This window comes from Lysinibacillus sp. UBA5990 (assembly GCF_002429815.1).
Lineage (GTDB): Bacteria > Bacillota > Bacilli > Bacillales_A > Planococcaceae > Lysinibacillus > Lysinibacillus fusiformis.
The window spans coordinates 81,328-105,541 of sequence record NZ_DJAY01000016.1 but is presented as its reverse complement, the minus strand read 5'-3'; the positions used below and the strand labels follow the sequence as shown (position 1 = coordinate 105,541).

Annotated in this window: 17 protein-coding genes; 2 read left to right on the top strand and 15 right to left on the bottom strand. The window is 39.2% G+C overall.

Annotated features, from left to right (window positions below; all coding sequences use genetic code 11):
• Positions 1 to 17 precede the first annotated feature (17 nt).
• The 4 genes from addA to B3D94_RS22280 form a co-directional block, all read right to left on the bottom strand.
• Positions 18 to 3,734: a helicase-exonuclease AddAB subunit AddA gene (gene addA / locus B3D94_RS22295; RefSeq protein ID WP_291760964.1), complete on the bottom strand. Its 3,717-nt coding sequence runs from the start codon at positions 3,732 to 3,734 to the stop codon at positions 18 to 20.
• 1 nt (position 3,735) lies between these two features.
• Positions 3,736 to 7,245, bottom strand: coding sequence for a helicase-exonuclease AddAB subunit AddB (addB, locus tag B3D94_RS22290; RefSeq protein ID WP_291760961.1), 3,510 nt, complete (start codon positions 7,243 to 7,245; stop codon positions 3,736 to 3,738).
• 277 nt (positions 7,246 to 7,522) lie between these two features.
• Positions 7,523 to 8,161, bottom strand: a complete 639-nt coding sequence (locus B3D94_RS22285; RefSeq protein ID WP_291760958.1) for a TVP38/TMEM64 family protein — start codon at positions 8,159 to 8,161, stop codon at positions 7,523 to 7,525.
• An 11-nt stretch (positions 8,162 to 8,172) separates the two neighbouring features.
• Complete coding sequence (locus B3D94_RS22280; protein WP_008178780.1) at positions 8,173 to 8,724, bottom strand: helix-turn-helix domain-containing protein; 552 nt, start codon at positions 8,722 to 8,724, stop codon at positions 8,173 to 8,175.
• A 125-nt stretch (positions 8,725 to 8,849) separates the two neighbouring features.
• Between B3D94_RS22280 and B3D94_RS22275 the strand changes: the two genes are divergently transcribed.
• Positions 8,850 to 9,584, top strand: coding sequence for an AzlC family ABC transporter permease (locus tag B3D94_RS22275; RefSeq protein WP_291760953.1), 735 nt, complete (start codon positions 8,850 to 8,852; stop codon positions 9,582 to 9,584).
• Positions 9,581 to 9,907 (top strand): AzlD domain-containing protein, encoded by a 327-nt coding sequence (locus B3D94_RS22270; RefSeq protein ID WP_036123398.1) that lies wholly within the window; start codon positions 9,581 to 9,583, stop codon positions 9,905 to 9,907. Before B3D94_RS22275 ends, B3D94_RS22270 begins: the two co-directional genes overlap by 4 nt.
• 31 nt (positions 9,908 to 9,938) lie before the next feature.
• Here the strand turns inward: B3D94_RS22270 and B3D94_RS22265 are convergent, their stop codons facing one another.
• The 11 genes from B3D94_RS22265 to uvrB all read right to left on the bottom strand — a co-directional run bounded on the left by B3D94_RS22265 (position 9,939) and on the right by uvrB (position 24,097).
• A complete protein-coding gene (locus B3D94_RS22265; protein ID WP_008178785.1) occupies positions 9,939 to 10,160 on the bottom strand; it encodes a DUF2198 family protein in 222 nt (73 codons plus the stop codon).
• Positions 10,160 to 11,341 (bottom strand): PDZ domain-containing protein, encoded by a 1,182-nt coding sequence (locus tag B3D94_RS22260; RefSeq protein WP_291760944.1) that lies wholly within the window; start codon positions 11,339 to 11,341, stop codon positions 10,160 to 10,162. Before B3D94_RS22260 ends, B3D94_RS22265 begins: the two co-directional genes overlap by 1 nt.
• Before the next feature lie 121 nt (positions 11,342 to 11,462).
• Positions 11,463 to 12,905, bottom strand: a complete 1,443-nt coding sequence (locus B3D94_RS22255) for a S41 family peptidase (protein ID WP_069480119.1) — start codon at positions 12,903 to 12,905, stop codon at positions 11,463 to 11,465.
• Positions 12,906 to 13,135: 230 nt separating this feature from the next.
• On the bottom strand, positions 13,136 to 13,723 hold the full coding sequence (locus B3D94_RS22250; RefSeq protein WP_069480118.1) for a peroxiredoxin family protein: 588 nt from the start codon (positions 13,721 to 13,723) through the stop codon (positions 13,136 to 13,138).
• A 2-nt stretch (positions 13,724 to 13,725) separates the two neighbouring features.
• The gene (locus B3D94_RS22245; protein ID WP_291760940.1) at positions 13,726 to 14,361 is read right to left on the bottom strand and encodes a hypothetical protein; all 636 of its coding nucleotides are present in this window, start codon (positions 14,359 to 14,361) and stop codon (positions 13,726 to 13,728) included.
• Between the two features lie 322 nt (positions 14,362 to 14,683).
• Entirely contained in the window at positions 14,684 to 15,997 is a 1,314-nt protein-coding gene (locus B3D94_RS22240) for a murein hydrolase activator EnvC family protein (RefSeq protein WP_069480116.1), read from the bottom strand.
• 61 nt (positions 15,998 to 16,058) lie between these two features.
• The gene (gene ftsX / locus B3D94_RS22235; protein WP_036123380.1) at positions 16,059 to 16,943 is read right to left on the bottom strand and encodes a permease-like cell division protein FtsX; all 885 of its coding nucleotides are present in this window, start codon (positions 16,941 to 16,943) and stop codon (positions 16,059 to 16,061) included.
• Positions 16,933 to 17,619, bottom strand: a complete 687-nt coding sequence (gene ftsE / locus B3D94_RS22230) for a cell division ATP-binding protein FtsE (protein ID WP_008178797.1) — start codon at positions 17,617 to 17,619, stop codon at positions 16,933 to 16,935. The genes ftsX and ftsE overlap by 11 nt, the downstream gene beginning before the upstream one ends.
• 240 nt (positions 17,620 to 17,859) lie before the next feature.
• Positions 17,860 to 19,047: a DUF4097 family beta strand repeat-containing protein gene (locus tag B3D94_RS22225; protein WP_069480115.1), complete on the bottom strand. Its 1,188-nt coding sequence runs from the start codon at positions 19,045 to 19,047 to the stop codon at positions 17,860 to 17,862.
• Positions 19,048 to 19,242: 195 nt separating this feature from the next.
• Positions 19,243 to 22,110, bottom strand: a complete 2,868-nt coding sequence (gene uvrA, locus B3D94_RS22220; RefSeq protein ID WP_069480114.1) for an excinuclease ABC subunit UvrA — start codon at positions 22,108 to 22,110, stop codon at positions 19,243 to 19,245.
• A gap of 7 nt (positions 22,111 to 22,117) precedes the next feature.
• Complete coding sequence (gene uvrB, locus B3D94_RS22215) at positions 22,118 to 24,097, bottom strand: excinuclease ABC subunit UvrB (RefSeq protein ID WP_069480113.1); 1,980 nt, start codon at positions 24,095 to 24,097, stop codon at positions 22,118 to 22,120.
• Positions 24,098 to 24,214: the final 117 nt, after the last annotated feature.

The following is a 24,214-nucleotide window of genomic DNA, read 5'->3' as shown; positions in this document are numbered from 1 at the left end:
TTTTCCATAACAAAAACTTATGCCTGTACAGTTTGTTCATTATCGAATAAATACAGCACTTTATCGCTTACTTTAATTTGTAAAATGGACTCAATAGCCTCACTATAAACACGAAGCTGAACAGCATAACGCCCCATTATTTCTTTTGTCAGGGCGGGCTCCTTTGCAAAATGAGGCAAAATACGGTCTGTCTTATAATCTAGCAAGACCCAATTGCCATATTCATCCTCAAACAAACAGTCGATAATCCCTTGGACAATTTGAGCATCACCATCTTCATCTACTCTACTAATAGTAAATGGCATTTCTCTACGAATCTGTCTTGCCTGCTTAAAGCGTTGCCCAATTTCAGTATGAAAGAAATGAAAAACTTTCGCTATAGGGACCACTTTTCCTTCTGCCTCTGTCAGTAGCTGTTTTGCTACTAAATCTGCTACAAAGCCTTTTACAGCTTCAATATCATCAAAGCCAAACTGTGGAATATGCTGCATCACTGTATGGACAGCCGTTCCTATTTCGGCACCTGTTAGTTGTTGATCCTGTAAAAATGTTGGTCGTGGTGCAATAGAAGCTGACGTCCGCTTAGCTGGAGTCGCAAAATAATATTCTGGCTCCTCCTGACGCTGTAAGTTTTCTATACGTTTAATTTCACTAACCGATGTTTTAGAACGTTTTCTTGTTGATTTTTGGTACGTATACTGCGCTTGAAAGCGTGTCGTTATTTCGGATAAAAGCGCCTCGTCCTCTTGTGTTGTAAGGAGTTGTTGTATGTCATCATCAAATGCCTGTATATCATACGAATAATGTCTCGTATCAACCGGCTGTATCCACCAATGGGATGGACTGTCCAATTCCTTATATGAAGTGGTAGCTTGAGAGGCAAAGTCACCATGCCTTGCCACTGCTGGTCCAACCCAGTCTAGATAGCTATTAGCTCTAGCCCGCAAATATTCTTGAAGCGGTGCATCATTTGATATATTTTGTGCATCCTGCCAGCTGTCCCGTGTTTTCTCCCAATTTTTCACGGAGCCCACTAAAATCAGACGTTCCTTAGCACGTGTCATAGCAACATATAAAACACGCATTTCCTCTGCACGCATTTCTAGCTCTTTCTTCTCTTTTAGCGCCAAAAACGGTAACGAAGTATAAGTAATCCGATTTTCTGGGTCAATAGCCTTTACAGCTAGTCCAAAATCTTGGTCGAATAAATAAGGATTATGAAAATCCATTTTATTAAACGGACGTCCCATTCCTGCCACAAAGACTACAGGATATTCTAATCCCTTGGAGGAGTGAATGGTCACAAGGCGTACTACATCGTCCTTTTCACCAATTGATTTAGCAGTACCTAAATCATCCCCCCGTGTACGCATCCGATCAATAAAGCGTAAAAAGCGGAAGAGACCCCGAAAGGCCGTTTGCTCATACATTAATGCACGATCATGTAAGATGCGTAAATTGGCCTGACGCTGCTTACCATTTGGCATTGCGCCAACCATTTCATAATAATGTGTATCTAAATAAATCTTCCAAATTAAATCTGATAGTGACCCACGACGTGCTAAATCTCGCCAATTTTCAAAAGCTAGCATAAAGCGTTGAAGTTTTTCAAACGTAGTTGTCTGTATCCCATGTCCTTCACTTCGAATAAATTGTCGTAGCGCATCATAGAAAGGTACCTTTGAATCAGCTAAGCGGATTTTAGCTAATTCATTTTCAGTTAAGCCAACAAACGGTGCACGCAGTACGGAAGCCAATGGGATGTCCTGATAAGGGTTATCTACTACCTTTAGGACATTTAACATAATCATGACTTCCAGTGCATCAAAATAGCCTTTGGATGATTCTGCATAGAGTGGGATACCTGCTAGCTTAAATTCCTCCACTAAATCTGTCGACCATGTCATAGAACGCATTAAAATAACAATATCACTATATTTCAACGGTCTTTCTGTCAGTGATTTCGTATCATAAACAGTTGTTCCATCTTCCATCATTTGTCGAATACGATCAATAATAAAACGTGCTTCATATTGTGACTTTTTTAATTCCTCTAGCTCAGTCGCTTCTTTCGTCTTATCCTCTTGCTCGTCTTCCGCTTCCTCATCCTGTGGAGGGTGCATTACGACAAGCTCAACAGGTACTTCTTTTTCATCATAGGGCGCTGCGGGCTTTAATGACGCATTGTCATCATAAAGAATTTCGCCAACACGCTCACCCATAATTTGTGCAAAAATATAGTTCGTCGCGTTCAATACCTCTTTACGACTACGAAAGTTAGCATTTAAATCAATACGCATGCCCGTTACCTCAGGCGTTTCCAAAAACTCACTATACTTCCTCATAAAGAGCTTAGGTTCAGCTAAGCGGAAACGATAAATACTTTGTTTGACGTCTCCCACCATAAACAGATTACCATCCTGTTCTTCCCCTGACTTGACAAGTTGTAAGATCGTTTCCTGTAGCATATTTGTATCCTGATATTCGTCCACAAGTACTTCTTTAAAACGTTTTTTCAAATCAAGTGCTACGGGAGATGGCTGTAGCTCTCCATCTATCTCGACTGTTAAAATTTGCAGTGCATAATGCTCTAAATCTGAAAAATCAATAATACCCCGCTCTAATTTGGCAAGTCGGAATTGCTCACTAAAAATCGTTGTCAATTCCACTAATGTGCCAATGATTGGCGCCATTAAGCGTATTTCTTCTAGCAATCGTGCGGGGGTGCGAATAAAATAGGTTTCTTTCATTTTATTCATAATTTTTTTCGCTGCTTCTCGCTTTTTCTTTGCAAGCTCCTGTAGCTCCACGTCTACTAAAGCATCCTTGGATACTCGTTTTAATGTAGACCATTTAACGGTCGCAAAATAATCAAAGAGTTCCTGCCATGTACCTTCCTGACTTATTCGAATCCCTTCCTGAATCATAGCAAAATCAATTTCTGCCGTTTCAGCATATGGGGCTGGTCCATCCGGTAGGAGGGTGATTGCTCGCATTTCTGAAATTAGGACGAAGGCTTCCTCCAAACTATGTCGAACAGTCAATTTAACATAGTGGGATAGCTCTAAATCATCAATCGTCACTTCCTCCGCTAATTCATAAGCTTTCGGTAAACTCCACAGCCACCTTTGAGGCTCTGCGTGCACACGAGAAGTATCATAAAGCTTACTAATCAGCGTCTCAATAGCCTGATCATCTCGATCCGACGTAAAGCTATCCACAAGTCGATAAATAGCTTGTACCTGTGTCTCTTCTTCAGAATCATAGGCTCCTTCTAGAACATCCGCTACTATATCATCTCTTAATAAGGCTACCTCTGCCTCATTAGCAATACGAAATCCAGGATCAATGTCGAGCATATAAGCATATTGTTTAACAATTGCTAAACAAAAAGAATGCAATGTGGATATTTGCGCCTTATTAATAAGACTCAGTTGTCGTCTTAAATGATTGGAAGTTGGATTTTCTACTATAGCCTTTTCTAGAGCTTCTGACATTCGATGGCGCATTTCAGCTGCTGAAGCATTCGTAAAGGTCACCACCAGCAGCTCATCTACATTGATGGGATTGTCAGTAGCAATAACTTTTTCAATCATACGATTAATCAGTACCGCTGTTTTCCCAGACCCCGCCGCAGCCGACACAAGTGTATCTTGCCCACTAGCGTAAATGGCCTTCCACTGATCGTCTGTCCAAGAGACATCCGCCGGTTTTATAGGAATTGTTTGGACCATGCTACTCTACCTCCTTCCGAATTTTATCAACAATTTCATTTGGTTTCGCTTGCATCAACTGACGGTAGTTTTGTTTACCATCAGATGGATCAAATTGGCAAACTGCGGCAAATTGACAATAATCACAGGCCGTTTTGGATTTTAATTTATACGGGCTGATGGCAGTATCACCAGACAAAATCCCATTCCCTGCCTCCTGATGCTTACGACGTACGAAATGCTGGAGTCTTTTCATATCATTCACAGGCACAATGCGAGATTGCGATTCAGAAGGTGTTCCATCTTTTTTCATATAGACAGGGATAATTTTTGAGTGTCCACTACTTTCCTCTAACTGCTCGTCCATCGATAAAATGGACTCAGCATTCTCAGACAGCAGACCCTTCATTTTATATTGCTTTAAACGGTCCTCTTCTATTTCACTATCCGTCATATCCTTATCTAGTTTTAACATGGGGTTATGGACATGGACATACAGTACCCCAGCTGGCTCCGTTTCCCCAGGAAGCCAATAGGAGCTATTTTCCATTGCCACATCTAAATAAGTAAGAACCTGTAAAGACAATCCATAATAAACCTCATTTAAATCTAAATCTCTAGCTGATGATTTATAATCAACAATCCGTAAATAAGAACGGTCATCTATCGTGGCACTATCGATTCGATCTATACGCCCTCGCATAAACATTTTCTTACCACTAGTCAAATCAATCTCAAGAGGTGGAAGCTGTTCATGTTGTCCTGGGCCAAACGAAGCCTCTATCGCAATTGGTTTAAAGTGAGACACATTTGCATGCTGTGTCAATGCCATCATCGTGCGCTCCACAATTCGAATAAGCTTTCGCTGAATATAGCGATAACGCGCACTAGATAATAAAATTTGATGGGAGAAGACAGGAACAATTTGTTCTACTGCTTGACGTGCCAACTGTTTAATTTGCTGTTTTGTTAAACGAATCCAAGATAGCTGCAGTCGGTGAGTTTCCTCTGTTATCCACTTTAGAGCCTCATGGAATAAATCACCCATTGCAAAGGTTTCTAATCGGTACTCCGCACGTTCTTCTAAACGTAGACCATACGTTGTGAAATGAGAAAATGGACATCTAAAATATTTCTCTATTCGAGACACACTAGATGTGAGCTTTTGCCCATATAACTCTTGTGTTATATAGGTTTCCAATGGCTCTGCTTCATTTTTATGAGTAATCGGATAATGTACTCGATCAAAGATAAGTGCCCAGTAAGGGTCCTGTTGATAAAATTTTTTTAACGCCAGCCATTCTGGTGCCAGTTCACGGCTATGTTCTGCCTGACGTATTTGCACCATTAAATGGGCTAATGCTGTTCGTGGATGGCGTAAATACGGTAAAGCATTTCCATCTAATAATTCAATTGGATCCATTACAACCCGCTCCGCTTGAATACCACTTAACAGACCAGCTGTTTTGTCATTTCCTATGAATTTTTTTATATATAGTGACGATAACAGTGCCTTTCCTTCTTCATCTGCTGTAGGATAAGTCAAATAAAGCTTATCTGAGGGTGTTGTGGCAGCACGATAAAATAAGAAATTTTCCTGTAATAAACGGTTAGAAGAGGTTGGTGCAAGCTCATAACCAATTTGACTAAACCATTCACGCTCTGTATCTGACAATAAACCTTCATATTCCATTCGAGTTGGATATACACCATCATTCATTCCTAAAACGAAGGCCACTTTAACATTGGATAAACGAGCTAAATCAACTGTCGCTACCATAACCTCATCTAATGTTGGCGGAATGCGAGAAAATTCTAATGTATCAAAACCTTCATCAAGAATTTTAGCCGCTTCCTCCACAGACATCTCCTGCTCGCCAAACATATAGACAAATTGATCCAATACATTGATCCATTCATTCCAGGCTTGCTCATGTTCACTCGCTGCCAGTGCATCCCCCCGCTCAAGCTCACGATCTTTCATAGCTTGAAGCTTCTCATATACTTGTAGGGACTCTACAAGCTCAAATAAAGCAGTGGCAACCTCCTTACCCGTTGGCGCAATACTCAGTTTGTCTTGAAACACCTTTAACGGCTGACGAATTTCGTCACGAATTGCCTCAATTTCTGCTTGCATGGCACGTTCTTCATCTGTTTGTACACGCGAATGAAATTCAAGCCCACGATACTTTTTATAAAACCAACGAGCCTCTTGAAACCAACGTTCACCATAGATTCCTTGCGCTAAGCAAAAGTTTTCCAATCGATCAGCTCGCTCACGCCAAATGGTTAGCTCCGCTTGTAAGGGGAAAAACAAATCTGTTTTTACACTTCGAAATACAGGTTCATACTTCCAATTAGACGTCATGATTTCTAATGCCGAACGACTAAGCTCTATCAATGGATGATGGAGCATTGTTTTTTTAGTATTTGTAAAAATAGGAATTTCATATTGTTGAAAAATACTTGTAATCAATGGATCATAAAGTTCTGCTTGTCGATATAAAAGGACAATATCTTGATAACGATAGCCATCTTCCCTTGTCAGCTTTGTTATTTCCCGGGCAATCGCGTGAACCTCCGCTCGACGATTCGATGCTTCAAACACCATTACATCTCCAGAAGTTTCTTTCGTTTGCGGCACCATATTAGCAAAATTCGCCTCCACATGTTGTAAATCTTCAGATTGAAATCTTTGAGTATAATAAAAATGTAAAGGTGCCTCGATGTCTATTCCCTCTTCATTTGCTATATCATGTAGTCGCTGATTCGTTAACGCTGCTTCATGAAAAAGAGCCTGTTCATCAAAAGCTTCTTCTATATGATCAAACGGAAGAACGACTGTTACCTGTTTAGTTACCTTAAGCAATTCTCGTACCAGCTCTAACTCTCGCACAGTGAAGGCTGTGAATCCATCAATATAGATGGTTGCTTGCTTCATTGTTTCAGCATACTTCAATTGCTCCGTTAATATCGGATAATAGCCCTCACTATCGACATATGTCGTACCAAGTCGTTCTTCTAAAGCCTGCAAAACGACATGTAAATCATTTGTTTTCGCTTGTAAGGTATTTGGTGCGTCAATGGTCTTTAAAGATTCTGTTACCTCAGCTAAAACAGAGCTATTGACACTATATCGACTAAATTCTTTTAAAAGTGTTTCAATTTCCTCCGTAAAACCACGTTTTCCAGCAGCTTGTCGGAATAAAGAGAACTCACTTTTTTGTTCCTCCAAAAGTTTACGGATCAGCATCCGATAACCATAGCCATTCACTTCTTTACGAGCAATACCACCTGTCTCCTGTAAAACAAGCCATGCTAAACGCTTAAACGTCATCACTTGCGCACGAATCAAGCCATGCAAACCATGCTTATTCGTTAGCTCATATTCAGTAGAATAAGACATCTGGTCAGGAACAATTACAAAAATAGGATGACCTAGGGGATCAGTCTTTAGCTGTTCAACAATTTCTTGATGAATAAATACTGATTTCCCTGTTCCCGAACGTCCCGAAACAATTCGCAATGTCATATCCTTTCCCCTCCTCTATAGATTACTGTCTAACTATTTTAATTGCGCGTTTGCTTCTATTCACCTACATATATAGATTATTTTTTATCGTTTCTATCACTTAATCTGATTCCGTTGCCAGAGTGATTTCGCTATTTACATCCCTGATCATCTATCTTAAATTCTATCGAAAATAACTAGCAAATACTATCTATCAACCTTCGATAGACAATAAAAACCAATGATTCATTTCACAAAAAAACAGCCTCTTCAACAAATCAAAGAGGCTACAACTATTTTATCTTGCATGGTGATCCTGATTTTTCGTCAAATTTCGCGCTTGTTTTAAATCTCTTTCTACACGAGCTTTCAAACGCTTCTCAATTAGCTTACCAATAAACCATAAAATAACAATCGCAACAGCCGCAATTATTAATTTCACAGGGCTTGTTAGTAACGATTTTAAATCATATCCCAATACACTCATACCTAAAATCATCACGAATTTTCCTGCTAGTAAAACGACCAAGTAAAACTTTTTATGAATATGAGATAAACCCGCCACAATATTCACGATGACAGAAGGTGTAAAAGGGAAACATAGGAGGACAAAAAGAGGGCTTATGCCATTCATATCCACCCATTTAATAAGTTTCTGTACTTTTTTACTGCCAGTTATAAATCGCAGCCTTGGATGTTTACCAAAATGTCGAACAAGCAAAAATACCACGTATGATCCAGCCGCAGAACCCAACCAAGATAATAAAAACCCAAGCCATAAACCAAATGCACTTGCATTAGCTACAACGAACACTACTAATGGTAGGAATGGTAAAAACGCTTCTAGAAAAGGTAGCAGTAAACCAATGACGGGGCCGAGTGTTCGATACTGCGCCGCAACAAGTTCAATATTTTCTACTGTAAACCATTCTTTCACTATCGACACCTCTATTTATACTGTAAAATTAAATGAAAAATTGTTAACCCTTCAGATGTATTTCGATATTCATGGGGTTGATGCCCCGAGAATACTAGTGTATCCCCTTCATCCAGTAATTCATGCATATCTCCAGCAGAAATAGCAGCTTGTCCTTTGATAATCATGACAGTTTCCTCTACCCCTTCTGTGTGGGCTTCACTCCTACTAATGGCTCCAGGCTCCATCTCAACCTTGTAGAATTCCCAACCTCGTTCAGGATTATACGGAATAATGGAATAGACACGATAGCGTCCCTCATCCTCATCAACATGTGGGACATCCTTACCGCTGTAACGCATGAAATGAGCTGTTGGCGGCTGTAATAAAGAAGAAAATGAAATACGCATTCCAGCAGCTATTTTCCAAATGGTTGATACAGTAGGATTCGCTTCTCCCTTTTCTATTTGAGCGAGTTGCGCTTTACTAACGCCCGTTGCTTTAGCAACATCATCTAAGCTTAAATGACGTTGTTGTCTAATTTTCTTTAATTGAAAGGCTAAATTTCGGCTCATTTGTTCCATTTTTAATCACCAATTTTCTATTGTTTATTTTATCAGACATATGTATACTTTAATAAACATCAAGAACTATCAAACTATTCCATCAACAGTATACATGGAAATTTTTAAGAAAGGATGACCTATTTATGACAAGTACAACAGAGCTTCATCATGAACCGGCAACAAACTCTCCCAACGATAGCTTTATACAGGGCGTGAAGGATTGTGTACCCACTTTACTCGGTTATATTAGTATAGGACTTGCATTCGGTGTTGTAGGTTCCGCTTCAGGACTATCAGTACTTGAAATCGCCCTTTTAACCATATTGATTTACGCAGGCTCAGCACAATTTATCTTTTGTGCACTACTTTTAACAAGTAGTCCTGCTTCTGCTATCATTGTAACCATCTTTGTCGTCAATTTACGCCATTTATTAATGAGTTTAACATTAGCACCTCATTTTACCCGTTATTCGATGCTTAGAAATGTAGGCTTCGGTACTTTATTAACAGATGAAACCTTTGGGGTGGCTGTGACCAAGCAAATGCAAACGGGTAAATTATACGGTAAATGGATGGATGGGCTTAACTTAACAGCGTATATTTTTTGGATTTTATCTTGTGTCACGGGTGCCTTCTTAGGGCAATGGGTGGCAAACCCTGAACAATGGGGACTAGATTTCGCCCTAGTCGCTATGTTTGTCGCTCTTATAGTTTTACAATTGAGTAGTGTCGGCAAAAGTAAAATCATGCATTATATTAAGTTAATCGGCTATATGGCTGTTATTATGTATGGTCTTTCTTATATAGTACCTTCACATGTGGCTGTTTTGCTAGCAACGGTGATCGTAGCAACTATTGGGGTGGTGACTGACAAATGACAACAACTGCTTATATGGTATGGCTGATTATAGGCTGTGCGCTTGTCACATGGCTACCACGTGTCATTCCATTTATTTTTGTACGCAGTGTCACACTCCCAGATGTGGTCCTAAAGTGGCTTAGTTTTATTCCTGTTTGTATTTTAAGTGCTCTTGTCATCGAAAATTTAATCGATACCGAAAGCGGCAAAGTTGTGACTCTTGATTGGCCAGTCTTTATTACATTTGTCCCAACGCTAGTTATTGCGCTTATTACAAAAAGTTTATCTATTACTGTCGTTGCAGGAGTTATCATAATGGCAGCTGTGCGATTTTTCATGTAAAAAGGTCAGTCCCCACAAGGACTGACCTTTTTTATTTCTTCATTTTACTTGCTAACCAAAAGCCCACTGTTAATGAAAATGCATCTATAACGAAAATAATTGGTGGAGATGTATATCCTGCATATACTGATGCAGCGATAAGCGCAATGGCCAATAATAGAGCAACATAGCGATTATACGTAATTCTTGTGAACAATAGCACCAATAAAGCAGGTATGAAGAGCGCCAACATCATTTTCCCAAAAACGTCCATTATATATCCCTCGGCTCAGCAAGTAGTAATCCAATTCGGTAATGATCATTACTATAAATGACATGCTGCGTTAAACGAATTTCATTGTTTCGATCTAGCACTTCAAGACGACAATGAGCGGCATTCAATTGTAATGCCTCGTATAATTCATTTTCTGTAAAAATAGAAACACCATTTACTTTCCGAATACATTCCCCTGCAAGTAAGCCCATTTTCTCAGCTGGCGAATCAGGAAACACTGCTGCAATAATTGCACCCTTTGTGCTAGGTGCTACCGCATAATGATCTGTTTTATCCTGCTGAGCATAATAGATGGAAATGATGATACGGATAATTGCTCCCAACCCAAGCGTTATATAACCGATCATTGGTTCAAGATATGCAGCCAGCCCCCCTATTAAAATAAGCTGTCCAAGTATAACTACAGAACGCCCAATTTTAGGAAATACTAGGGCAGGTAAATCCCTTCTTATCAGCTTCGAAAAGCCAATTACGAGTGGGAAAAGGACCAGTGCAAAGCTAGTATCCCCTATCGTAAACTGTGGCCAGTACGGGAATACAGCAGAAATCGCATCACCAGGCATAACAAAGAAAATAGGCAGTACCCAAACATTTCTTGAACGATAGACAATCGCCTGCATACCTCGTTTTGTTTTTTCCACACAAGGTGTTGTGACCTTCATTGCTGCATGTCGAATTAAAAGACCTTCAGCAATCACACAAAGACCTACAAGAATAGAAATGGTAACGATAGCCCCATTCTCTAAATCGACACCTGCTAAGGAAATGTCCCACCAAGTAAAGGACCAGTTGTAGTAAGACATAGCCCATATTGCTAGCGTTGCTATACCCATTGTTAAAATAGGTGACAACACATTCAGGAAATACAATACGAGCCCTACTACCGAGACCGCTATTACAATGATTAAAAAAACTTTTGGAACGGTAAGCCCTGCCGCCACACTTATTAGCGAAATAAGCAATGCATAAAGCCATCCATCTTTCCATTGTCCGACTAACTCTGTCCAGCCCCAAATAATCCGTCTATTAAAATATTTACGCTCCTGCTTTACGCGACGATAACCTAATAAAATAGCAAATATGATGGCTACATACAGTAATTGGTTGAGTAAAAAGCGGCCAATCGCTGTTACAATTTCTAATAATATATCACTAACCATACGAACACCCGCCGTTTCTATCTTGAATACTATGAATTTATTGTATCAAACGACTACACTCTTGCGTAGTACAAACTCATAGAAAGCTCTGTATTATGGTATTTTTGTTCTACTAGCGAGTTTATTGTTCAATTGCGTGTAGTAAAAAACTAGTTGCCATTTGGAATTGTTGGTCGTTTTGACGGTCTACTTTATAATTTTTTAATGTTTCATTCAAGCTATTAAAGAAGGTCGTATCCATATAAAATTCATCTTCTGCTAGTTTTAATTTTTTCTGTTTTCGATAAAGGTTAACCGCTTCAGCCGTTGTATCATCCATATAACCATCTAAGCGATCAATCTGATAGCCAAGTTTCTGTAAGGCGTTTTGAGAATAAGAAATTTCCTCGCTCATATCGCCCACTTTAAACTTCCCTGTCAGTGGATGTAATTGGAAAGCGAATAATTCATTTTGCTCGATTACTAAGCTTGCCTCGATGCCTTGCCCATGAATCCATTCACGTTTTGGTGTTAACCATTTATTCGTTGATAATTTAAGCTCTCCGCCATTCGAAAGCTCCCAGGATTCCTGTACAGTTCCTTTCCCAAAGCTCTTCACCCCAACAAGAGAAGCACGCCCCCAGCTTTTTAAGGCTCCGCTCAATACTTCACTTGCAGAAGCACTACCTTGATTTTGTAAAACAACAATCGGAATTTTGTTCATTTTTTCTAAATATTTTTCATCAATACCTTTTGTTTGTGTTTTTAATGGTTCCATAGCACCTTCAGCATTTTGCATATATGCAAATACCTTGCCACTATCTAATACTGTGCTTAGTAGCGCTGCGACGCTATGTAAATACCCCCCTGGATTATCGCGAACATCAATAACAATTCCTTCAACATCTTTCCGAAGTAATTTACTTGTTTCAGCAACCCATTCATTTGCCGTCTTCTCACCAAACAGTGAAATTGAAACATAGCCAATTGCTGTATCTTCTACTTTTACAACTTCACTTGAGACAGTTTTGTTAGAGATCGCGGCCCGTTCCATTGTCATTTTAATATGCTTATCCTCACTTGGACGGTAAACAACAATGGTAACCTTCGTCCCCTTCTCTCCTTGAATTAAATGCATTAATTCGCTCATCGTTTTACCATCTACACGAACACCATCAACTTGTACAATTTCATCGAGTGAACGCATTCCAGCCTTCTCTGCTGGTGATGAACGAACAGGGGAAACTACAATAAATTTCCCTTTATTTTCTGAGAGTTCAATCCCAATACCCACTCTTTCTTCAGCTAGCATTTGTCGATGTTGCTCAGCCTCTTCCTTGGAATAATAAGTGCTGTAAGGATCCTTAATGGCATCTGCCATACCACGAAGGGCTCCTTCCACCAATGCATCTTTTTTTGTATTGTACACTGATTTTTCTTCAATAAGGGTTATGGCCTCACCAATTGTGTCAACCTCCGTAACAGGCTCCTTTTTATCACCAATATTAAACCAATCAAAGTAAATACCACTGCCTACCACTAAACTACTAAGTAGGACACCGACACCGGCCGTTAATTTGCGCAAATCTTCCCTCCTCCGTCTCTTTTACTGTATGACACTATTTTTTCAAACATACAAGATTAGTTTTCAAAATTATGATTTGGGGAGATACTTTCTCTCACTTTGCGAGCCATCGGCATTACTCTGTGGAAATGTGGAAAACTTCTCTGCACGATAAGATTCCCCATCAAGGTGTCACCGTTAAAAAAAATCTGCTCGTTTCTACGATAGAAACTGAACAGATTTTTTATGAATTAATCTAATGCATCTACATATTCTTTTAACATATCCACGTCCATTGGTCCTTTGATGGCACGCTGTATATACCCGTTAGAATCAATAAAATAAGTTGTTGGAATGGTGATAATTTGGTAGTCTGAGCCTGCTGAATTTTCAGGATCCAATAAAATTGGGAATGTTAGCTCAAAGCTATCTCTAAAAGTCATCACCGTATCCACTTTCGCATCCGCTGTCACATCACGCTCGGCTGATGTTAAATTGACAGCTACGATTTCTACATTTTTTTCTTGGCCATATTTATCATAGAAGCTTTGCATATGGGGCATTTCTGCCTTACATGGTGGACACCACGTCGCCCAGAAATTCAATACAACCTTCTTTCCACGAAGATCACTTAATGTGATATCTTCCCCATCTAAGCTTGTTAATGTAAAATCAGGCGGTGTATCTCCATTGCCTAAACCAATTTCTCGCTCCTCTATATCCTTGCCAAGAGCAGATTTTTCAATGGCTCGGTCTTCATTAATTTGCTGTCTAACATATGTACCAATCATCGCAACTACTAAAAGCACGACAATCAGTAGTCCAATATTCTTTTTCATTCTTACCCTCCCACTTTGATTTGTTCTTCTTGTTCTAAAACTATACCAAGACAAAGTAATAATAAACTCATACCTACAGCCGTTTGCCCTATACCAAGTGGCTGGAAGAAGGCGGCAACAATAATTAAACCAGCTGTATACAGTATTAAGCCTCGTTTTACTCCCCCCTGCATTTTCCATAGTATGAAGACGGTCAATACACTTAGTACCATTAATGTAATAACTTCACTCGTTGTAGAGTTGTCGTTAAACAGCACTACAAGCCATTGATAAATGGATTGCGTTAAGATGATCGCCCAGCTATACGCGATTATATGATGGCCTTGTAACGAGAGCTTATGTCGCTTTCGCCATACTTGCAAAGATGCAGCGATGGCGCCAAGAAAAACGCCAACTGTACCTCCATTGAAATAAAGTAAGGAGATAGGCTGCGCCACCACTGATTTAAAGTCAGTGACAAGCAAGCTAAATTTCCACACAAGTATAAATGTAAAGGCTGCATCACTATATGCCTCAGACCACTTTTTTGAAAATTGTAAGCGCAGAATAAGCCAAACTATGAAAAATGTAATAAGTAGAGCAATTGCAGTTGCTGGTAAAGTTAGTGCTCGGATGGAGTACCAATTTGTATTGATCACTCTCTAATCCACCTCCGAAAGATACATACAGCATAGCATAGAATTTTTCAACATAAGCCAATTTCACACTGTGTTCAGAAAATCTTAAGAAATATACCCCACTACGTATATATTCATCATAACATTAAATAGAATCTGATAATAGGAAAAGTGAGGAGCTTCGCTAGTTCATCACATCCTAACAATATTGCTGTCTATCAAATAGTTATGGCTAGCTAGTAATTCATTTTTTTGCTTGGGCACTAAACATACTTAGGCCCTTCATAAGGCTGAAGGACAAAAAAAGCTACACACTAGATTGCTCTAATGTATAGCTGATATTTTACAATGGTATATATTTTAGCGGGTTTACACTACCAACTGCTTGTCCTCTCCAAGGACCGATGTGCACTTCGAAGTGTAAGTGTGGACCAGTAGAGCGACCAGTACTACCCATTGCAGCAATTTGCTGACCTTGCGTTACTTCTTGTCCTACACTCACATTAAATGAATTTAAATGTGCATATACAGTTGTATAAATTTGCCCATCTACCGAATGCGTCAGAATGACCACATTTCCATAGGAACTTAGTGGTGCAGCATAAGCAACTACACCATCCGCTGCTGCCCAAATTGGTGTCCCTGTTGAATTGGCAAGATCCACACCATAATGGAATTCAGGGCCTGCTCCAAGGTTCCGCCATCCATAAGGTGATGTTAAACGACCATTCGTTGGTTTTATCCATGTCCCGTTCGATTGTGGGGCATTGACTGTACCACCAGATGAGCCGCCACCGCCATTGTTGGCAGCTGCAGCTGCAGCGGCTGCAGCTGCGGCTGCTTTACGTTTTGCTTCTTGTTGACGAGCAATTTCAGCTAAACGTTTTTGCTCAGAAATAATTTGATCCTGTAATTCTTGGCTAACTTCCAAAGCCTCTGAATACTCTTTTTCAAGTAATACTTTTTCTGATTTTAGCTTTTCTTGCTCTTTTTCTAATTGGTCAACTAATTTATTTTTCTCAGTCTTTTGGCTATTTAAGGAAGCCTTTAATCGTTCAAGCTCCGCACGTTGACCTTCCAACTTTTTACGTTTTTCTTCTACAATTTGCTTTTGTTCTTCTAATTTTTGCTTATCATCTTTTTGATCTTGAATAATTTGACGATCCGCTTCCATTAAGGCATTGACCGCAGAGAATCGATCAATAAAGTCTACAAAACTATTAGAACCTAATAATACGTCTAAATAGCTAACAGAGCCTCCTGCTTGAATTGCTCGAGCACGCTCTTGTAGTAAAACATCGCGCTCTTCAATTTTATGCAATAGTTCTTTAATAGACTCTTCTAGTTTTTTTATTTCTTCATTCGTTGCATGAATTTCGGCTTGTACTTTTTTTATATCACTATTTGTTTTGTCGATTTCAGCGTTTAATGCTTGAATTTGATCTATGATTTTTTGTTGTTTTTCTTGATTCGCTGTAATGGCATTTGATTTGTTTGAAATGGATGAATTTAATTCATTTTTCTTTGTTTCAATTTGCTTTTTCTCTTCTTTTAAATCCGATAAACTTGTTGCAAACGCTGATGGAGTTTGGATAAAAAGAATTAGAGCAGATGCTACTGCAAGTGTTTTCAATGTATTTTTCGCCTTACTTTTCACCGATTGAACTCCCTTCGACTATTCATTTTCCCACTCACAAATATCCGCTGTGAGTGCTAAACTAAATTTTTAAAAACTTACGTACTGACATAAAGCTTCCCCAAATACCGATCAACACACCAATGAGTAACAGAAGACCGCTCACCTGATACACAAGTGGAGAAAAATCTAATACTTGAATGAGCTCACCTTGTAAACGAGGTGCAATAATCTTATATATATTGTGGTAAAGGGTTGTGACAACCGCAATCGGAATAATAGAACCTAAAATTCCGAGCCACATACCTTCCAATAGGAACGGGATACGCACGAATGAGTTCGTGGCACCTACTAGTTTCATAATTTCAATTTCATCTCGTCGCGCAATAATCGTAATTCTAATAGTATTTGAAATTAAGAAAATCGCTGTGAATAATAACCCTAAAATAAGCACGATTCCTACATTACGACTCATATTTAAGAAGTTAAATAGTTTTTCTACTTTGCCTTCACCATACATAACGTCATATGTATACTCATATTTATCAATCGCCTTCGCAACTTTTGCCGTTTGCTGAGGCTCAGTTGCTTTTACATAAATTACATTACGTAATGGGTTACTTTGCTCAAATAGTTTAAAATCGTCACCAAAATCTTTGACTAATTTGGTTAACTCATCTTCCTTGGTTGAGTAGTTCATTTCTGAGATACCAGGCAATTTTTTAATTTTCTCAATGAGTGCTTTTTCTGCCGCCTCATCTGCTGTTTCATCAATTAATACTTTAATCTCAACGTCGTTTTCTAAATCCGATGCCACTTTATTTAAATTCATCATAATAAGCGCAAAAACACCAACTAGGATAAGTGTAACTGTGACTGCACTGACAGACGCAATGGTCATCCAGCTATTTCGTCCAAGAGACTTAATACTTTCACGGAAGTGACGCTTTACAGTACTAAATTTCATAGCCATATTCACCTCCGTGTTCATCACGGACAATTAAACCGCCCTCAATAGCGATAACTCGACGTCGAATCGTATTAACAATCTCACGGTTATGGGTCGCCATTACAATGGTTGTCCCCCGCGCATTAATTTCTTCAAATAAATTCATAATCTCCCATGAAGTTTCAGGATCAAGGTTCCCCGTAGGTTCATCCGCAATCACAACTTTTGGTACATTGACGATAGAGCGTGCAATGGACACACGTTGTTGCTCTCCCCCTGAGAGCTCATTCGGAAACATTCTAGCTTTATGCTTTAATCCTACAAGCTCTAAAACTTCCATAACGCGACGTCTAATCTCATCAGGTTGTTCCTCGATTACTTCTAGCGCAAACGCTACGTTCTCATAGACATTCAATCGAGGTAATAATTTAAAATCTTGGAAAACAACTCCAAGTTGACGACGCAAATATGGGACTTTCTTATTCTTTAACGTTGCTAAATCGATACCATTCACAATAATCTGCCCTGACGTTGCTTTTTCTTCACGGTACATCAATTTGATAAATGTAGATTTACCTGCACCACTTGGGCCTACTACATACACAAATTCGCCCTGCTTTATATTTACAGAAATACCATTTGTCGCAACAACGCCATTGGGGTACTTCTTTGTCACATTTTTCATTTCTATCATGATTAAACCACCTAAAACTCTCACTATGTAAGAGGTATTTCATTTACTATTATAGCACTCTATTTCTGTTTTTTTATTACAGTTTCATTTCAATCCGTGGCAGTTCCTTCTATTTCGTTCTTTCCTTGCCATAATCCTTAAAAATATGACATAAAATAAAAACAGCAATCGACGACATACAGTGTCGATTGCTGCTTCACAAGAAAAAAGCATCCAGGCAATCCGCCTGAATGCTTTGTATTAAACTTGCTGCTCGTCTGTTGTTGTGTAGCGAATTAAAACAGCACCTGTTTTTGATTCTCCCTCGATAAATAAGCGATTTGCATGTTCAACTTCTTTATCAAAACGAACAACTTTGGAGAGGAATTGATCCTGCGACTCCATTTTGGACACATCATGTATTCCGACGTCTACTTTCCCAAAATTCGTCACCACTTTACCACTTAATGAAATAGTTCGAGGCACATATAATTCAACCGCTCCTGCAACAGTTTGAGCTTTTATTTTGGATGAATTTGTTGAACAAGTCGTCACCACAACATGTCCATTAACAGATTTAGCTTCCACTTCGTCCAACGCACCATCTAAATAAACACGTCCATTTAATGTTTCAGCTTCTAAATCTTTCCCGCGAACCTTTGTTAATTCAATGGAGCCATTAGAGGAATCTACTTCCGCTTTGCCAAAACTGAACTTAGTCCCTTTAATAGCACCGTTTAATGTTTTCACTTTTAATTCTTCAACATTTGTATCCTGTAATGAAACACTACCATTCATAAGTCGAACAGATAATTTTTCAAGTTTATCCTTTGGAACTAGTACCTTCGCATTGACTTGAACAAGCTTTAATTGACTCAAAATTCGTAGTGAATGCTCATCTTCTTTCACGACAAATTGCTCTAAAAAGTGATTGCGTGTTTCTTCTTCACTATCATTCATAAGAGGTGCCTTCACCTTGCAAATAACTTGAATTGTATCTCCCTCACTGGATTCCAATGAAAAGTTACCATTCGGTAATTCAGCAATAATGCTTTCTACATTGGCAGCAGCCACTTCTTCTGTATGCGTAAACTCAAATTTATCGCCAAACGGAGAAGCTACATCAAATTCCTTCACCTTTTTGACAGCTGTATTCATCATATCCATAAAGAGAGAACCAATCTGCGTTAAATCTTTACGAAAATCTTGCATCTCATCTTGGAAATGTTTCATAAAATCTTCTTTTTTCTTGTCGCCATCTTTAGTCTTTTCTTCAAATAATGACTCTTTGTCAGATGAAAATGATTGTGACTCTTTAGACACATCATCCATAACATTTTGAGTAGATTTGCCAGATTGCTCTAATGCTTCTAATAATGTAATCGCCTCTTGTGCTGAAATCGTACCTTTTTCTACAAGTTCTAAAATTCGTTGACGTTCATTTTGCATAACTAAATAGCCTCCCTCATCGTTATACTATTTATACGATTCTTTTTTTGAAAAGTTTCACTGCAAAATTGAAATAAAATGGATTTTTTATTTCAACGAAGGCTTTCCTTCTTGTCAGCTCGAAAGATGTGCTCCCATTCTTCTTTAATTCTATGGATTGAGTTGCGCTTTTCGCATTCCGATTGAAGGCTGGGATTAAGATTTAGAAGCTTCTGCTATTACTGCTTCCATTCTCATACGGTCACGTTCTAAAATTGGTTTCAAATATTTCCCTGTATAAGAACCCGGCACTTCTGCCACTTCTTCAGGTGTACCTGTTGCAATAATCGTACCACCTTTGTCTCCACCCTCTGGACCTAAATCGATAAGATAATCAGCAGTTTTGATAACATCTAGATTATGTTCAATAACTAATACGGAGTCACCATTTTCAACAAGACGTTGTAGCACTACAAGTAAACGTGCAATATCGTCTGCATGTAAGCCTGTCGTTGGTTCATCTAAAATATAGAATGATTTACCTGTTGAACGTCGATGTAATTCAGATGCTAATTTTACACGCTGCGCCTCTCCTCCAGACAATGTTGTAGCAGGTTGACCTAATTTCATATAACCTAAGCCAACATCAACAATAGTTTGAAGCTTACGTTGAATCTTTGGAATATTTTCGAAGAATACTACTGCATTTTCAATCGTCATATCTAAAATATCTGCAATACTTTTATCTTTATATTTCACTTCAAGTGTTTCGCGATTATAGCGTTTGCCGTGACATACTTCACAAGGAACATACACATCAGGAAGGAAATGCATTTCTATTTTAATAATTCCATCTCCACGGCATGCTTCACAGCGACCACCCTTGACATTAAAACTAAAACGACCTTTTTTATAGCCTCGTACCTTTGCTTCATTCGTGGTAGCAAAAACATCGCGTATATCATCAAAGACTCCCGTGTAAGTAGCTGGATTCGAGCGTGGGGTACGGCCAATTGGAGATTGGTCAATATCGATGACTTTTTCAAGCTCGTCCATCCCTGTTACCTCTTTATGTTCTCCTGGTTTAACCTTAGAACGATTCAGCTTCTGTGCCAATGATTTATATAAAATTTCATTAATCAGCGTGGATTTCCCTGAACCAGATACACCTGTCACTGCGACAAATAAGCCAAGTGGAACGTCGACTTTGACATTGTGTAAATTATTTTCCTTGGCACCCTTAATCGAAAGCTTACGACCATTCGGTTGACGTCTTTCAATTGGCAATGGGATAAATTTTTTCCCGCTTAAATATTGTCCTGTTAAAGATTTATTATTTTCCATGACTTCCTGTGGTGTACCAGCTGCAACAATTTGGCCACCATGTACACCTGCACCTGGTCCAACGTCAATCAGATAATCAGCTGCTAGCATCGTATCTTCATCATGCTCCACCACAATCAGTGTATTACCAATGTCTCGCATGTTTTGTAAGGTGCTAATCAAGCGATCATTATCCCTTTGGTGTAAGCCAATCGATGGTTCATCTAAAATATATAGAACGCCCGTTAATCGTGAACCTATTTGAGTAGCAAGGCGAATACGTTGTGCCTCCCCACCTGATAATGTACCTGCCGCACGACTTAAAGTTAAATAGTCTAAACCTACATTAACAAGGAAGCCCAGTCGCTCTTCAATTTCCCGTAAAACTAGACGAGCAATTTTCATATCCTTCTCAGTGAGATCTAGCTCTTTGAAAAATGTGTCGGCTTCCTGAATTGAATATTGTGTCACCTCACCAATATGTTTGTCGGCAACTTTCACAGCTAATGTTTCTGGCTTTAAACGATAACCCTTACAAGAAGGGCAAGCCTGCTGTGCCATATATTTTTCCATTTGCTCACGAACATAATCTGAAGTTGTCTCTTTAAAACGACGCTCTACATTTCGGACAACACCTTCAAATTCAATCATTTGGTCTCGCACATTGCCAAATTCATTTTCATAATGAAAGTGAATCTTCTCTTTTCCTGAGCCAAATAACACTTTGTCCATTTTGTCTTTTGGTAGATCTTTTACAGGCACATCCATTGGAATATTATAGTGATCACAAACTGCTTTTAATAATTGAGGATAGTACTGTGAACTTGTTGGCTCCCAAGGTGCGATAGCATGCTCTAATAAAGAACGATCCCAATCAGGCACCACTAAATCTAAGTCCACCTCTTGCGTCGAGCCTAAACCGTCACAGCTTGGACAAGCACCAAATGGACTATTAAATGAAAACATGCGTGGCTCTAGCTCTCCTATGGAAAAACCACATATTGGACAGGCATGATGTTCACTAAACAGTAATTCCTCATGCTCCATGACATCTACAAGCACACGACCATCCGCCAAACGAAGAGCTGTCTCTAAAGAATCACTTAAACGTGCAGCGACGCCTTCCTTCATTACAACACGGTCAATCACTACCTCAATAGAGTGTTTTTTATTTTTATCAAGATCAATCGCATCATCTAAATCTCGTAAATCTCCATCAATTCGCACACGAACGAAGCCTTGCTTTTTTAAATCTTCTAGCAGTTTAACATGTGTTCCTTTACGGCCCGAGACCATTGGCGCAAGAAGTTGCATTTTGGTTCTTTCTGGATAAGTTAATAAACGGTCCACCATTTGCTCAATCGTTTGGGAAGTAATTTCTATCCCGTGATTCGGGCAAATCGGCTTGCCAATACGCGCATAAAGTAAACGTAAGTAATCATAGATTTCTGTAACCGTCCCGACCGTAGAGCGTGGGTTTCGACTCGTCGTTTTTTGGTCAATTGAAATAGCAGGCGATAATCCTTCGATTGCATCAACATCTGGTTTGTCCATCTGCCCAAGAAACTGACGCGCATAGGCGGAAAGAGACTCGACATAACGTCGTTGTCCCTCCGCATAAATCGTATCAAACGCTAATGAAGATTTACCTGAGCCTGATAATCCTGTTAAAACGACTAATTGATCACGTGGAATTGTGACATTAATATTTTTTAAATTATGAGCACGTGCACCTTGCACGACAATTTCAGTATTTTTCACAAGTCATTCACCCTTCTACCTTCAATTCAAATATTGTATCTCGAAGCTCAGCTGCACGTTCGAAATCTAGCGCTTTTGCTGCTTCCTTCATTTCTATTTCTAGAGAAGCTAAGAGCTGTTCTCTTTCTGCCTTTGTCAGCTTTTTGCCCTTCGTCGCCTTTGTTACATAGGATTCTTCCTCTTCTGCCACTTGTGTAGCACGAATTACTTCTGGTATTTTTTTACTAATAGTTTGAGGCGTAATACCATGCTCTTCGTTATATGCCATTTGTAATTCACGACGACGTTTTGTTTCATCAAGCGCCTTTTTCATTGAGTCTGTTACATGATCTGCATACATGATGACATGACCGTTCGCATTACGCGCAGCTCGACCAATCGTTTGAATGAGGGAACGTTCTGAACGTAAAAACCCTTCTTTATCAGCATCTAAAATGGCAACAAGTGAAACTTCAGGAATATCAAGTCCTTCTCGCAATAAGTTAATTCCAATTAGTACATCATATGTGCCCTTCCGTAGCTCACGAATAATCTCAATGCGTTCTAATGTTTTAATCTCAGAATGCAAATACTCAACCTTTAAGCCCATTTCCTTCAAATAGGCCGTTAAATCCTCTGACATTTTCTTCGTTAGTGTTGTTACTAACACTCTCTCATCACGTGCAATTCGTTCCTGAATTTCATCGATCAAATTATCTATTTGACCTTCAATAGGACGGACATCAATTAATGGATCCAGTAAACCAGTAGGTCGAATAATTTGCTGGATCATTTCAGGTGTATGCTCCAACTCATAGGGTCCAGGTGTGGCAGATACATAAATAGCTTGATGTACTCGATTTTCGTATTCTTCAAAACGCAATGGACGGTTATCTAGCGCAGATGGCAGGCGGAAACCATGTTCTACGAGTACCCCTTTACGCGCTTGGTCACCGTTGTACATCCCTCTTACCTGCGGAAGAGTTACGTGACTTTCATCTACTACAAGCAAAAAGTCCTCGGGGAAATAATCAAGCAAAGTATATGGAGTCGCGCCTGCTTCACGTAAAGTTAAGTGACGTGAATAGTTCTCAATCCCTGAGCAAAAGCCCATTTCACGCATCATTTCTAAATCATAACGTGTCCGTTGCTCTAGACGCTGAGCCTCTAATAATTTATCCTCGGCACGCAGTAAAGCCAGACGATCCTCTAATTCTTTTTCAATATTTTCAATCGCTTTTCTCATTTTTTCTTCTCGTGTAACGAAGTGGGATGCTGGGAAAATAGCGACATGCTCTCGATCTGATAATATTTCTCCAGTTAAAGCATCTACCTCACGAATGCGATCAATTTCGTCCCCAAAAAACTCGACACGAATACAATGCTCGTCACGTGAGGCTGGGAAAATTTCAACTACATCTCCTCGTACCCGAAACGTCCCGCGTGTAAAACTAACATCATTACGCTCATATTGAACATCTACAAGTTTGCGCAATAGCTGATTACGTTCAATTTCCATACCCGTTCGGATCGATACAACCATTTCACGATATTCTTCAGGAGAACCAAGACCGTAAATACAGGATACAGATGCAATAATAATGACATCATCACGCTCAAATAATGCAGAAGTTGCAGAGTGGCGCAGCTTATCAATTTCATCGTTAATGCTAGAATCCTTTTCTATATAAGTATCTGTCTGCGGTACATAGGCTTCTGGTTGGTAATAATCATAGTAACTAACAAAGTATTCTACAGCGTTATTTGGAAAGAACTCTTTGAACTCACTATATAATTGGCCCGCTAATGTTTTATTGTGGGCCATAATGAGTGTCGGTTTTTTAACCTGCTGGATTACATTTGAAATCGTAAACGTTTTTCCAGTTCCTGTAGCACCAAGTAATGTTTGATGACGCTTGCCTGCTTTCACACCCTCCACTAATTCCGCAATTGCCTGTGGCTGATCCCCATTAGGCTGATATGGCGCTTGTAAATCAAAAGTTTGCACACCTGTCCCCGTCCTTTCTTTCCAATTTGTACATATATTTTAGCATAGCAATATTAAAATTTCGAACATTTAACGAACGAATGTTTGTAAAATTTTTTTCTACCCCTAAAATGGAAG